Consider the following 13,520-nt stretch of genomic DNA (forward strand, 5'->3'; position numbering starts at 1 on the left):
CCGACCCAGGCCTAAAGGCCTGGTCTAGAAAAAAGGGAATTCCAAACTGACCCACTACCCGAATATTCGCCCCCTGCCAGTTAATACCACATGCGGGCGACAGGCCCCGCGCAGGATGGTTCCAGAGTAGAATGAGACGAGGAGGCACTGCTTGCGCCATATTCTCCACACCCTCCATCGCACATTTGGGCAAATGAATATTATGACTCCCTGTTCCTGCTCGATCTCTCGTTCGCGGGCATCTTTGGCCTTATGTAGTCTGGCCACGCGATTGTCCATTCTGCTGTCCCTCACGCTTGCTGCTCCGGCGACGGCGCGCGCCGCCGATATGCGCGCGGGTGAAAACATTCGCGTGGTCGATGGCGAGACGGTCGCGGGCAATCTCTACGCCGCCGGAAGCGATATCGAGATCAGAGGGACCATCCAGGGAGATCTCATCGCCGCCGGCGGGCGCATCTCCATACCGGGCACGGTTGCCCACGACATCGCCATGGTGGGCGGCGAGTTGGAGATTTCCGGCAAGGTGGATGGCGACGTTCGCATGGCGGGCGGGCAGGTTACCGTAGGTGGTGAAATTACCGGTGATCTGGTGGTGGCGGGCGGCACGGTGCGCCTGCTGGCTGGCGCGGTGATCGGAGGCGAAACGTTGCTGGCTGCCAGCGAACTGCGCATCGACGGCATCGTCAATGGCTCATTGAATGCCGCCTCGAATGTTACCCGCATCGAAGGGACCATCAAGGGACCGGCCCACGTCCGCACCACCCGACTCGAGTTCGGTGAACGCGCCACGCTGGAAAATGAGCTGGCCTACTTTGCGCCGCAGGAAGCCGACATTCCGCCCACGGCGCAAATCACCGGCCCCATCCATTACGAAATGACTTCCGGTATGGACCAGTCCTGGCTCTATGGAATCATGCGGCGGCTGGGTGCCGCGTTGTTCTATCTGTCCTTCGCCATGGGACTGGCCGGCGGCCTGCTCGGCGTATCGCTATTTCCCAAGACCTCCACTGAATTATTGCAGCACATCACCAGGAATTTTGGTGCGGAGTTCCTACGCGGCTTCGTGCTGTTTTTGGTGATGCCACCGGTATTTTTCCTGCTGATGGTAACCGTGGTGGGAGTCCCGGTGGCGGTGCTGAGCGGCATGATTCACCTGGGCTTCGGCATCGTTTCCGTCATTTATGCCGCCGTTCTCGCTGGCGCGCTGCTGCGGCGGGCCGTACTCCACAAGGATGAGACCGTCGCCAACTGGAAAGCGGTGCTGGTGGGCATTCCGTTATTGTTTCTTTTGAGCCTGATTCCGCTGCTCGGTTTCCTCGTCAACACCACCTTATTTCTCGCAGTCTTTGGCGGCATCTACGGCCGCTTCTGGTCGCTGGTGCGGCGCGAGCAACCGGCGGCTCCGGCGGCGATCTCCGAGTAGGCGCAGCTTGTATTTTGTTTGGAATTTGCTCGGCATTTGTTTGGCATTTTTCCCGAAACATTGAGTTGCACTGCTGACCGCCATGTATACGGACGACACCATTGCCGCGATTGCCACTCCCTCCGGACACGGCGGCATCGGCATTGTGCGTCTCTCGGGCGGCAAGTCCTGGAAGATCGCCGGGCTAATTCTGCGCCCCCGGCAGGAGGGTACAAACCGCGAGGGTATTCCTCTCGAACCCTGGCGCACTCATCTCGCCGTGGTGGCTAGCGAAGAAGGCGATGCCATCGATCATGCGCTGGTAACCTCGTTTCGCAAGCCGCAATCCTATACCGCCGAGGACATGGTGGAGATCGCCTGCCACGGCTCGCCCGTGGTGTTGCGGCTCGTGCTGGAGCGCTGCCTGGCAGCGGGCGCGCGGCTGGCCGAGCCGGGCGAGTTTACCATGCGCGCGTTTCTCAATGGCCGCATCGACTTGGCCCAGGCCGAGGCGGTCCGCGACCTGATCGAAGCGCGCACGTTGTTTCAAGCTAAGGTCGCCGCGCAGCAGGTGGAGGGCAGCGTCGCCCAGTGGGTGTCGCCCATCAAGCGCGAGCTGACCGACTTGATCGCTTTTCTCGAAGCGGGCATCGACTTCGCCGAGGACGACGTCAGCGTGATGAACACGCCGGAGATCATCTCGCGCATGGACCGCGTGATGATCCCGCTGGGACGGAGCCGCGAGACCTTCGCCGCCGCACGCATCGCCCATGACGGACTGAATCTCGCCATCGTAGGCCGTCCCAACGTGGGCAAGTCCAGCCTGTTCAACCGGCTCATCCAGCAGGACCGCGCCATTGTAACGGCCACGCCGGGCACCACGCGCGATCTGGTCTCTGAAACCGTGGAGATCGATGGCATCCCGCTGCGCTTCGTCGATACCGCGGGCATTCGCCAGGCCTTTGACGAAGCCGAGAGCATCGGCATCCGCAAGTCGCAGGAGGCCGCGGCGGACTCCGATCTAACGCTGCTGGTGATCGACGGAACAGCTTGTGCCGACGGCCTCGCCGGCGACGATCAAGCTCTGCTGCAACGCCTGACCGCAGCCGGCAAGCTGCTGGTGGTGATCAACAAGTGCGATCTACCATTGCCTATTTCCCGCCCCGAACTCGCCAATCAAATTGGCACAGCGGCACTGCGGCTGACATCTGAGGAATCTGCGGATAAGCTTTTGGTGCAGTTCGTCTCCGCGCTGGATGGCGCCGGCATCGCCGAGTTGCGCCGCGCCATTCTCGCGCAGGCTGACCCGGCGCTGGCAGGCCAGCGGGAAACACAGTTGCTCACCAACCTGCGCCATCAGCAAGCGGTCACCGCGGCGCACGAATGTCTGCGGGCCGCGCGGCAGGCCGCCGAGACTCACCTCCCGCACGAGATGCTGCTGCTCGATCTGTATGCTGCGTTGCGCTCTCTGGATGAGTTGACCGGCGCCACCACCAGCGAAGACATTCTCACGAAAATCTTTTCGACGTTCTGCATCGGCAAGTAGCGGTCCGCAAAAGGAACGTCCCCTTCCATTTCATCTACTCTGAGGACTTGTTCGAGGTCGGATACCTCGTTGCCTGCCTAGGCTCCATTGACACCGCGCGCAGGACGCCGTAAATTCACAGGTGTACCGTTCCCCCGTCGAATCCCCAACGCGTCCTCCGCAGCCATGACCTGTTTTCGATGGCATTCTGGCGAAGGATGCAACAGGCAGGAGAAAGAAAATGAAAACTCTCAATTCAAGATTTGCAACAATTGGTTTGATCGCTCTAACGTCGGTGTCGCTGGCCTGCAATCGCGCGCCGGAGCAATCCGCATCCAATAGTCAACCGCCAGCGGGTACGGAGACCGCCCCGCCAGTTCCTGCGGCGGTACCGGCACCGGCTCCTGTTCCAGCACCCGTCGCTGCGGCCCCGGTTGCCCCAGCCGCCGCACCCGTCGCCAAACCGAAACCTGCCGCAGTGAAGCCGTCCGCTCCGAAAACGGAGACGGCGGCGGCGCCGGCTCCCGTCCCGACTCCGGTCGCCTCAGCTCCGGCTGCGCCCGCACCGCCTCCGGCGCCGAAGCCTGTTGTTCTGGAAGCTGGCACTGCGCTGAAGGTTCGCACTACCAACACTCTTTCCACCAAGCTGCACAAGGTCGGCGATACGTTTGAGGTTTCCCTCACCGAACCGATCGTGGTCGGTGGCAAGGAAGTGGTCGCGCGCAACACCATGCTGATGGGCCGCGTAGTGAGCTCCGATCCCGGCGGGCGCGTGAAAGGTGTGGCCAGCATGGCCGTGGAATTGAATCACCTGCACACGGCTGACGGCGGGATGCTGGAAATCGCCACCAACAGCTTCACAGTGGAAGCCGCGGCCTCGATTAAGAAAGACGCTGTGAAAGTGGGCGTCGGCGCAGCCATTGGCACCGCCATCGGTGCGATTGCCGGCGGCAAGAAGGGCGCTGGCATCGGCGCAGCAGCCGGCGCGGGTGCGGGAACTGCCGCGGCCATCGGCACGCGCGGCGACGCAGCCGAAATTGCCGGGGAATCAGTGCTGGACTTCACGCTGCGCTCTCCGATCACTCTGGCAACAAAATAACGGAACTCTCGCACCATCCACGCCAAGGGATGACGCGGCTACCAACGCATGCTGGAGTCCGTATGCATTGGTAGTCGCGTCAAGTGCCTGGCCTGGTGCCTGACTTGACGCCTGGCTTGGCGCGGGCGTTTCTCCACTCCGTTTACATGGCCCCGGCACTTTGTTGGTAACCTCCTCCACCCCATTGCGTCCGGGCCGCGCCTTGCGACACAATTGACGCTTCACGATGAAATCACGAACACCGCCTGCCGATAATCGACCTGTTTCGCGCCGAGCGAACTCCGCCAGTTCAATTCGGGCGCTGGCGACTGAACAATCACTTCTGATAAACACATCCATCAAAGCCCTCGATACGCTCAATTCAATTGCCATTGTCCACAGCATCCACCGCCAGGATTCCACCGTCTCGCAGGCCGTCGCCGCCGTGCTGCCACAGATCGCCAAGGTGGTGGATGCCGCGGTCAAGTCGTTGCGCAGGGGTGGACGGCTCATCTACGTCGGCGCTGGAACCAGCGGGCGGCTGGGGGTTCTGGATGCCGCGGAATGTCCACCGACGTTCGGAGTCTCGCCGGATAAGATTCTGGCGGTCATCGCCGGCGGCGCGCGCGCGCTGCTCCATGCCGCCGAGGCCGCAGAGGATGACGCCGCGCTGGGCGCGCGCGATGTGGCCGCAAAAAAAGTTGGCTCGCGCGATGTGGTGATCGGATTGAGCGCCAGCGGTCGCACCCCGTACACCGTGGGCGCGCTGCGCTATGCGCGCTCGCGCCGGGCCGTTACCGTGGCCATCGCCTGCAATTCGGACTCTCCACTCGAAAAGATCGCCCGCATCGCCATCACCCCGCTGACTGGACCGGAAATTCTCTCCGGCTCGACGCGCCTGAAGGCGGGCTTGGCGCAGAAGATGATCCTGCAGATGATCTCGACCGCAGTGATGACACAACTCGGCAATGTTTATCAAAACTACATGGTGGGCGTGCGCCCGACGAATGAGAAACTCGTCGCGCGCGCCTGCGGCATCATCTCGAAGATCACCGGCGCTTCGGAGCGCTCCGCGCGCGCCACCTTGCAAATGGCCGGCAACGATGTGCGCACGGCCATCGTCATGCTGCGCCGGAAACTCGATCGTGAGAAAGCGGCCCACTTGCTCGCTTTCCGCGCGGGCAATCTACGCAAGATCATTTAGCGGGCTTTGATTGAAATTCAATCGCCGGAAATTTATTAAATGTCACTACAGGCTCTCTTCGCTGCTCGTCTGCTAACCCCGCTGGAAGAGATGCGCGAAGGCGTCGTGTTGATCGAAGACGGGACCATCCGCGCCGCCGGTCCGCGCGCGGACATTGCCATACCCGCATCCGCAAAGCGCATCGAGCTGGGCGACAGGACAATTGCCCCAGGCTTCATCGATATCCACATCCACGGTGGCGTCGGACATGATGTGATGGAGGCCACTCCGAGCGCGCTGACGGCTGTCGCACGGCATTTGCTGCGGCGCGGGACAACCAGCTTCGTGCCCACCACCGTTTCGGCTCCCATCGCGCAACTGGAGCGCTCGCTCGACGGATTGCATCGCACGCTCAGCGCGTGGAAGCAATCTTCAACAACACCCGCCGCTGAGCCGCTGGGGATTCATCTGGAGGGCCCGTTCATCAGCGCCACCTGCCGCGGTGCGCACGGTCGCGCCGATCTGCAATTGCCGTCACTAGAATTGTTCGAGCGTCTGCGCGGCGCGGCCGGAGCGTGGCTGAAAATTCTCACGCTCGCTCCCGAGCTGCCCGGCGCGGCGGAGTTACAAAGTCATGCGCAACGCCACCGCGTGCAAGTCGCTTTGGGTCACTCCGACGCCAGCCACCAGCAGGCGCGCGACGCGATTGACGCCGGGGCGAGCCACGGCGTGCATATCTTCAACGCCATGCGCCGGTTCGCGCATCGCGAGCCGGGCATCCTCGGCGCGCTGCTGACCGACGACCGCATAATGGCCGAGGTCATCGCCGACGGCGTGCATGTGGCCCCGGCGGCGTTGCAGTTGCTCCTGCGAGCCAAGGGTGTTGCGCGCACGGTGCTGATCACCGACGCGGTCAGCGCGACAGGCATGACGCCGGGCCCCTACAGGTTGGGGGAGATGGAGATACTTCTCAGCGACGATCCGGCGACGGGCCTTCCGGCCTGCCGCAATCTGGAAGGCGCGCTGGCAGGCAGCGTGCTCACGCAGGACGCCGCCGTGCGCAACATGATGTCGCTCGCCGGCTCGACGCTCGCCGATGCGGTGCGCATGGCCAGCAGCAATCCCGCGCAGTTGCTGGGCCTTGGCGAACGCAAAGGAATCATCCGCGCAGGAGCCGACGCCGATCTGGTGATCCTGAATCCTGACGCGACCGTAGCCGGTGCCGTGGCGCGAGGCGCCGTGGAGATGTTCTAATCAATTTGATCGATGGTGTAACAGAGCCGCGACCGGAAGGGAGCGGTCACGCTCAACGATTGCTAGTGACCGTTGAGCGTGACTGCTCCCTTCCGGTCGCGGCTCTGTTCGAAATCTAGACTGTAAATTTCAGGGCGAACTGCATCTGGCGCGAGGGGCCGGCGTTGGCCAAGCGGCCGAAGTTGGGTGTGAACGCGATGCGGCCCGGGGCACCGACGAAATTGGTGTGGTTTACCATGTTGAACATCTCGGCGCGAAACTCCATCCGGCGCGTTTCGTGGAAGCGGACCTGCTTCATCAGCGAGAAATCCAGATTGGCTTCCCCAGCCTCGACGACCAGGTTGCGGCCAGCGTTGCCGAAGGTATAGGCGGCGGGCGGGGCGAAGGCGGCGATGTCAAACCAGCGCTCGGCGGTGCCGCCGCCGGGCAGGTTCGGATTGCGCAGCAGGTCGGGGCGCTGCGCCGGACCGGGGCCGATATTGGCGTTGTCGCCCGGCGTGTTCACCGTGATGGGCGCGCCTTTCTGGAATGTTCCGATCCCGGAGATGCTCCACCCGCCCAGCAACTTACCCGCCCAGCCGCCGGGATCGACGGCCTTCCCGGCGCCCAGCGGCAGCTCGTAGGAATAAGTGAAAACAAAGCGGTGGCGATGATCGAAACTGGAGAGCGCGTGCTCGGCGCGGTTGTCCCGGACGTTTTGCGGAATATTGAATTCGTGGAAGGTGGCGCCGGGATCGGAGGCGTCGTCGGTGGCCTTGGACCAGGTGTAGTTCGTGTCAAAAGTCAGTCCGCGTGAAAGTCTCTTCTCGAGTTTCAAAGTGAGTGAGTGATACTTCGACCAGCCGCCCCAGTGGATTTCACGGAAGCCGTTCAGCCGGGGATTAGGGCGGCGGGAAACGATGTCACCCGGCCCGGGCTCCGGGACGTTGGCCCAGGTGCTGTTGTCGGCCCCGACGATGTGCGAGCCGAAATAAGTGACCAGCACGGCCCAGTTAGTCGCCACTTCGCGCTGAATGCCTGCGGTCCAGGATTCGGCGTATTCGGAGCGGTAATCATAGCGCAGGCCGGAACCGCCGACCGGCGCGGGCGCCAGCAGCATGGTCGCGGTGCGCAGCGTGGGAACGCCCGTGTCGCGGGAAGTATCGACGGTTTTGTTGAAGTAAAAGGGAAGATTCTGCGCCAGAGCTTCATTAATGCTGTAGCCCGCCTGATTGTAAAACAATCCGAACCCGGCGCGCAGCACGGTGGCCTGTGAGCCGCGCGGCGACCAAGCCAGCCCGATGCGCGGAGCGAGACGATTGTAGTTGGGGCGCTGCAACGCGCGTTCGTAGCCCGCGTCCACTGAGGACACAGCGGGAACCGGGATCAGCGGCAGCAGGGTTGCCGCATCGGGGTGCAAGGTTCCATTCTCGTCGCTGGCGATCACGAAACGATCCACTTCAATATTCGAGAAGCGGTTTTGCGCCTCATAGAGCTGCGTGTTGATCTCCCAGCGCACTCCGGCATTCACGGTCAGCCCGGAGCGGAACTGCCAGTCGTCCTGCGCGTAGAAATGCGCCCAGGTGGTGCGCCCATCCGTTTCGCCGCGACCGATGCCGGACTGGCCCGTGCTGGGAAAGCCCAGCAGGAAATCGGCGAAGGCGTTGCCGTCCGCCGCGCCCGCCGCCGAGGAGCTAAAGCGCGGGCTGAAGGTGAACAGGCCGCGGGTGTTGGGAGAGTTGCTCGGATTGAAGCGCAGCCGGAATAGGTAGGCGCCGAACTTCATATTGTGTCCGGGCCGCACCCAGGAGAGCGTGCTGAACAAATCAAAACTGTTGTTGCGCCGCGTAATCAGCGTGGCCGGGTCGCCCATGGTGCTGTAAAAATCGGAGAAATTAAGCGCGGGAAAACCCACCTTGGCCGCGTCGCGGGTGACGCCTTGGAGGCCCGACTGGCCGGCGAAATCGACGCCTTGATTCTCGCTTTCCTGGCCGCCCACCACGCGCAGGTAGCCGAAGCGGAACTCATGAATCAAACTCGGACTGAATATGTGGCTGTGATTCAGCGTGGCGTTGTGCGTCCGCGTGGTGATGTCATAGCCGAAACCGGGAACCAGGATTTCGCTCAGGTTCGAGTTTCCGTAGGGCTGGGATGTCCGCAGATTGGCGTAGGTCAGGCGGCCGAACAGGTTGTCGTTAGGCCCCAGCCCCTGGTCGGCGCGCAGCGTGATTTGGTCGTTGTCGTTGCGGAAGGGCGCCGAGACCAGATAATTTTGCGTCTCGCCACGCTCCGGCTGATTGGGCAGCGGGATCTTTTTCAGGAACTCCACGGCGACCGGGTCCATCTGTCCGGCGGGAATGCGATTTTGCGCGAAGGCCAGTCGCCGGCCCGTTGCAGGATCGGTGGAGAGGGGATTGTAAATGGCCGGCAGACCAGAAAAGTCGCCTTGACGCACGCGCTCCGAGGGCACCGAAAAAGTTCTGGTCAGAGCGCGGCGCTCGCGGAAGCCTTCATAGTTGGCGAAGAAAAACCGGGAGTCGCGCCGCAGCGGTCCGCCCACGGTGCCGCCAAACTGGTTCTGGCGCAGCGGCGGAGGGCTGCTGCGCACGGTGGGATTGCGAGTATCCCGGTCAAAAAAATTGCGCACATCAAAAATATTATTCCGCAAAAATTCGTATGCCGAGCCATGCAGCGCATTCGAGCCGGACTTGGTGGCCGCGTTGATGTTCGCCGACGCCTTGCCGCCAAACTCAGCCGAGTAAATCGACTTCTGAATCTTGAACTCCTGAATTCCTTCTACCGATGGGGAGATCACCAGATTGTTGAAGTACTGGTCGGTGATGGAAACGCCATCCAGCCAGTACATGTTGTGACCCGCGCGCTGGCCTCCGACCACCACCTGGCGGCCGGTTTGCGCCAGCGCCGCGCCGCGCGTGCCCACTGGAGTGAGGAACACATTGTCGCTGAGCAGCGCCAGTTGCACCATCTGCCGGCCGTTCAGCGGCAGATCCACCAGACGCTGATTGGTAATGACTTCGCTGACCTCTGCGTTGGCGGCGCGCAACAGAGGCACCGATTCCGTTACAGTGATCTGCTCGGTGATCTCGCCCAGATCCATGAGCACATCCAGACGCAGCCGATCGCCTACGCGCAGGGCGATGCCTTCGCGAATCTGAGTCTTGAAGCTGGGCAACTCAGCGCGGATGGCGTAGTCGCCGACGGGAAGCTGTGGCGCGGAGTAGTTTCCCGCATTGTCAGTGGAAAGCTTCCGCTCCTGCCCGTTTCCGCGATTGACAATGGTGAGCGCCACGCCGGGCAGAACCGCGCCAGAGGCGTCGCGCACGGTGCCCGCAATCTCGCCAGAGGTGTTCTGCGCTGCTGCGCTCGATACCACCAGAAACGTAAATAGAAAAATCATCATGGACTTCATAACATGCTCCGCGAACAGATTTGGACAACCGCCTCCACTGCCAATGATCCCCATGACTTTACGAAGACTTCAGGTGAATTTGCATGGCGAGACTTCCATGACCGACCACATGGAATTATAGCAGGACTAGGTACGGGAATCGGGACAAGTGAATGATTTCGTGTGGATCGAAGAGCGTGCCGGATGCCGGTATGACGGCAGCTTCCCGTGGACCGATTCGCTATGGGCCGGGGCGCTGGCAGCGGGATTTGTGCGTGTACCATCCACGAATTGGCCATCGAACAGACGCACGGTTTGGCCCGCGCGGTGGGCAAGGCGCTTCATCGCAGGCTTCCATACTCTTGAAAAACCGGCGCGACTCGTCCCCGCAGCCTGCTCGGAGAATGCAGACAGGAAAAGGAAACTGGGCTGACCTATTGCGCATGAATGGCGTCCCCAGAGGGATTCGAACCCTCGTTACCGCCGTGAAAGGGCGATGTCCTGGGCCGGCTAGACGATGGGGACCCTTGGCAGGCTTGCGCTACCAGCGAACCTTAGAATGGTAGCTGTCTATTAGCTCGGCTGTCAAATTGCTACCCGCGGCTAGCATAACGCCGCTCAAGCAATGAGAATCGACTAACCGTAGTGTCTTTTAGTCCCTTTGCGAAGAATTGTCTGCTATCCTGTGGCGCATAGTGCCAGGAGTTTGAGAACCGTTCGTTGGTTGCATGGAGACTAATTGGTGGATCTAGTTCGCGGCTGGATGCTCTGAAGCGCCCAGCCAGATCATGCAACTTGGTAACTCCTCAACCGTTGGATTGCCGAAAAATGAATCGGAAAAATCCGGGAGATATAACATGCGAAAGAAACTGTTTTCTAGCCGTCTGATCTGGTCCTCGATATTTCTCGCCACTCTACTGGCGTGGGGTGTTCCCTCTCTGCGCGCGCAGAATTCCGTGCCTGCGGCGGTTTATCACTTCGCCGATACAGTTCTTTACAACGGCCAAATATTGACGGCGGATCGTGATGATCCGAACTTCGCCGTCAAGCAGGCGCTGGCCATTCGCGACGGGCGAATACTCGCGGTCGGCGATTCGCAAGAGATGCTGGCGTACGCCGGGCCACAAACCAAAAAAGTGGACTTGCAGGGCAAGACCGTGATGCCCGGATCGGTTTCGTCGGATTCAGATAATGTGTTTGCCGGCGGCGACTGGACCAAGGCCACGCAGGTGGGCGACCGCATCATCACCCGCGGCAACATGCTCGAATGGGGCGCCGGGACCGATCAGGAAGCAGTGAAGGGGAACAGCATTGCCGGCCTCTCAGGCAACGATGTGGCGAAGAGCATCCAAGCCATTGCGGCTTTGGCCAAGCCCGGTGAGGCGATCTACATTCGCGCGCCGAAGACCTATCCCATCGCCATCAAGTCGTGGACGCGCGAGGACCTCGATAAGATTGTCCCGGCGAATCCGTTGGCCGTTTCCCTGGAAGCCGCGCAGATTATCACCAACTCGGCCATGACCAATCTGGCGTTCCAGAAGGGCCTGTCGAAAGACATGTATTGCGTCATCAAGGACGCGCGCGGCGAGCCGAACGGCCAGTTCTGCGGCAAGGCCTCGGGCTTCATCATGACCGACATTCGCCCCTGGCCGCGCCCCGACGATCTCGAAGACATGACCAACCAGTTGCGCCGCTTCATGACGGAGCTGAACAAAGTGGGCGTAACAGCGCTGGTCGGCCATGCCTCGGCAATTGACTTCATCATTCTCAACCGTCTGTATCATCGCAACGATCTGCCCATGCGCTTTTACCTGAGCATGGACCTGCGGCTAAACCCTTCCATTGACACATGGTTGAAGCGCGTCGGCAATCTGGTCGACTTTTCTCTCGGCGACATGGTGCGCATCGTGGGCGGCCACGTCGGCCCGCTCGATACCGGACCGAATGTTCCCGACAACATTCTCACACATGTGCCGCGCAACATCATCCCCGAGATTCCCAATGTTGGCGGCGACCCCAATGGCACGGGCGAGAATCAGTGGGCGGCTTCCACCTGGACGAAGAATCGCTGGGAAAACATGACGCTCGAGCAGAAACAGCAGACCGAGTGGGGCACCATCATCGCTTCGCGCAAGCTTGGCTGGAATCTGGTCGGCATGCACAACATGGGCAGCAAGGCCGGCGAAATCTTCATGCAGTCATTTGAGGAGGGCGAGGCCCAGCCGAACATTCTCTCGCCGCGCTATCGACCGCTGGCGCTTGATCACAACATCAGTTGGGCTCCGCAGAGCATCGATCTGGCCGCGAAGCACAAGAGCGATGTGCGCTTCGGCCTGCAGAACGCCATCTTCGATCAGCGCGAGGCCAAGGGCCTGCGCTCGGAAATTATGTCGGCGCAGTGGGGCGATCTGATGAACACCATGCAACCGGTGAAAGAACTTCTGGATCGCGGCGTGCAGGTTCACCTCGAAGGCGGCGATCCGTTTTCGCGCCAGCCGCTGCGGGTAATTCAGCAGTACGTAACGCGCAAGGACAGCCAGGGCCGCGTCTGGGGCGCCAAGCAAGCCGTTGATCGCAAGACCGCGCTGCTGATGTCCACGCGCTGGGCCGCCCACTTTATTGATGAGACCGACGTAGGCTCCATCGAGCCGGGCAAGCTCGCCGACCTGGTGGTGCTGGGCGGCAAGATTGTTTACGAACGCCAGCCGGCGAAATAGATGATGCAACTTCCAACCGGCGTGGCAGCGCGGCGCAGAACGAATCGGGACATGGCTGCGGGCAAGGCTGCGGCGCTGGCGGCGTTGTTCTTGTTGTCGGTGCCAACTGACGTGGTGCATCTGCGCGCCGAAGACGCGCCCCTGCTGGTCTCCATTGGCAGCGATACGGGTATGGCGGGCGGCACGCTGGTTTTGCCGCTGACGCTGGAAGGCGCAAGCGCCGCAGCCATTCGCGGCCTCCTCTCCAGGTCGCTCAGGTTTTTGTATTCTCGGTAAACGCGGGGCGAGAGTACAGGAATTTCAATGTCGAGGGCTTCCATGTCTTTCTTGCTGTTGTCCTGTTCAACCTCCACTACCAGCGGAGTCTTCGCTGCCGACTTCGCCTTCCGTTCCCCTACGGCCATATTATCAAAGTGAGTGGAGCTCTTCTGTAATTCGGCCGCGGCGATCCCTAAGTGGCAAAGCGCAGGTGGCAGGAGGCCAGGCCCTCTACGCCGCGGCAGCAGCATAGGGTAGGTCATCACCCGTTGAGCTTCGAGAGCTATCTGGTTTTCGGCTTGATGTCCCGCATATCCCAAACAAATCCCAGCTGGTCCAAGCGCTGGCGACGTTCTGCCGAAATGCTGTCAGACGTTGCTCTCTGAGTGCTAACCCACGAGCCCAGCCGGTAGCCATCGTTGGTCTTGAAGTTTCTGAGCACGCGGCAATGGCCCTCCCGCTGCTGGAACACTTGCAGATGCGCGAATCCTTCTTCCCACTGCTGCGCAAAGGGATCCCAAACAAATCCCAGCTGGGCCAAGCGCTGGCGACGTTCTGCCGACATGCTGTCAGACAGTGCTCTCTGATGGCTAACCCACGTGCCAAGCTTGTAGCCATCGTTGGTCTTGAAGCTCTGGGGTACGAAGCAATGGCCCTCCCGCTGCTGGAACACTTGCAGATGCGCGAATCCTTCTTCCCACTGCTGCGCAAGGGG

The 13,520-nt window shown here is 61.4% G+C and carries 10 protein-coding genes and 1 tRNA gene; 5 read left to right on the forward strand and 6 right to left on the reverse strand.

Annotated elements, in window-relative coordinates; translation table 11 throughout:
* The first annotated feature begins 151 nt into the window (after window positions 1-151).
* Entirely contained in the window at window positions 152-1,423 is a 1,272-nt protein-coding gene (locus EXQ56_02120) for a hypothetical protein (GenBank protein ID MSO19251.1), read from the forward strand.
* A gap of 82 nt (window positions 1,424-1,505) precedes the next feature.
* Entirely contained in the window at window positions 1,506-2,948 is a 1,443-nt protein-coding gene (mnmE, locus tag EXQ56_02125; GenBank protein ID MSO19252.1) for a tRNA uridine-5-carboxymethylaminomethyl(34) synthesis GTPase MnmE, read from the forward strand.
* Window positions 2,949-3,269: 321 nt separating this feature from the next.
* Here mnmE and EXQ56_02130 read toward each other — a convergent pair whose 3' ends face one another.
* Complete coding sequence (locus EXQ56_02130; GenBank protein MSO19253.1) at window positions 3,270-3,719, reverse strand: hypothetical protein; 450 nt, start codon at window positions 3,717-3,719, stop codon at window positions 3,270-3,272.
* 15 nt (window positions 3,720-3,734) lie between these two features.
* Window positions 3,735-3,992 (reverse strand): hypothetical protein, encoded by a 258-nt coding sequence (locus EXQ56_02135; GenBank protein MSO19254.1) that lies wholly within the window; start codon window positions 3,990-3,992, stop codon window positions 3,735-3,737.
* Window positions 3,993-4,252: 260 nt separating this feature from the next.
* On the opposite strand from EXQ56_02135, the gene murQ reads away from it, so the two are divergent.
* Window positions 4,253-5,209, forward strand: a complete 957-nt coding sequence (gene murQ, locus EXQ56_02140) for an N-acetylmuramic acid 6-phosphate etherase (GenBank protein ID MSO19255.1) — start codon at window positions 4,253-4,255, stop codon at window positions 5,207-5,209.
* Window positions 5,210-5,248: 39 nt separating this feature from the next.
* Window positions 5,249-6,442, forward strand: a complete 1,194-nt coding sequence (gene nagA / locus EXQ56_02145) for an N-acetylglucosamine-6-phosphate deacetylase (protein MSO19256.1) — start codon at window positions 5,249-5,251, stop codon at window positions 6,440-6,442.
* A gap of 115 nt (window positions 6,443-6,557) precedes the next feature.
* Here the strand turns inward: nagA and EXQ56_02150 are convergent, their stop codons facing one another.
* Entirely contained in the window at window positions 6,558-9,905 is a 3,348-nt protein-coding gene (locus EXQ56_02150; GenBank protein ID MSO19257.1) for a carboxypeptidase regulatory-like domain-containing protein, read from the reverse strand.
* A 373-nt stretch (window positions 9,906-10,278) separates the two neighbouring features.
* Window positions 10,279-10,355, reverse strand: a tRNA-Glu gene (locus tag EXQ56_02155).
* A 263-nt stretch (window positions 10,356-10,618) separates the two neighbouring features.
* On the opposite strand from EXQ56_02155, the gene EXQ56_02160 reads away from it, so the two are divergent.
* Entirely contained in the window at window positions 10,619-12,547 is a 1,929-nt protein-coding gene (locus tag EXQ56_02160) for a hypothetical protein (protein ID MSO19258.1), read from the forward strand.
* On the opposite strand, the gene EXQ56_02165 is transcribed toward EXQ56_02160, so the two are convergent.
* Together EXQ56_02165 and EXQ56_02170 are read right to left on the reverse strand one after the other, a co-directional pair.
* Window positions 12,523-12,951, reverse strand: coding sequence for a hypothetical protein (locus EXQ56_02165; protein ID MSO19259.1), 429 nt, complete (start codon window positions 12,949-12,951; stop codon window positions 12,523-12,525). The two genes, EXQ56_02160 and EXQ56_02165, sit on opposite strands and share 25 nt — an antisense overlap.
* A 137-nt stretch (window positions 12,952-13,088) precedes the next feature.
* A partial coding sequence (locus EXQ56_02170; protein MSO19260.1) for a helicase occupies window positions 13,089-13,520 on the reverse strand: 432 nt, incomplete at its 5' end.

Source organism: Acidobacteriota bacterium, assembly GCA_009691245.1.
Classification (GTDB): Bacteria; Acidobacteriota; Terriglobia; order 2-12-FULL-54-10; family 2-12-FULL-54-10; genus SHUM01.

Coding starts and splice junctions, on each gene's coding strand:
- mnmE (MSO19252.1), top strand. CDS start 1,506: ATGTATACGGACGACACCATTGCCGCGATTGCCACTCCCTCCGGACAC.
- EXQ56_02130 (MSO19253.1), bottom strand. CDS start 3,719: ATGCTGGCCACACCTTTCACGCGCCCGCCGGGATCGGAGCTCACTACG.
- murQ (MSO19255.1), top strand. CDS start 4,253: ATGAAATCACGAACACCGCCTGCCGATAATCGACCTGTTTCGCGCCGA.
- nagA (MSO19256.1), top strand. CDS start 5,249: ATGTCACTACAGGCTCTCTTCGCTGCTCGTCTGCTAACCCCGCTGGAA.
- EXQ56_02150 (MSO19257.1), bottom strand. CDS start 9,905: ATGGGGATCATTGGCAGTGGAGGCGGTTGTCCAAATCTGTTCGCGGAG.
- EXQ56_02160 (MSO19258.1), top strand. CDS start 10,619: ATGCAACTTGGTAACTCCTCAACCGTTGGATTGCCGAAAAATGAATCG.
- EXQ56_02165 (MSO19259.1), bottom strand. CDS start 12,951: ATGGCCGTAGGGGAACGGAAGGCGAAGTCGGCAGCGAAGACTCCGCTG.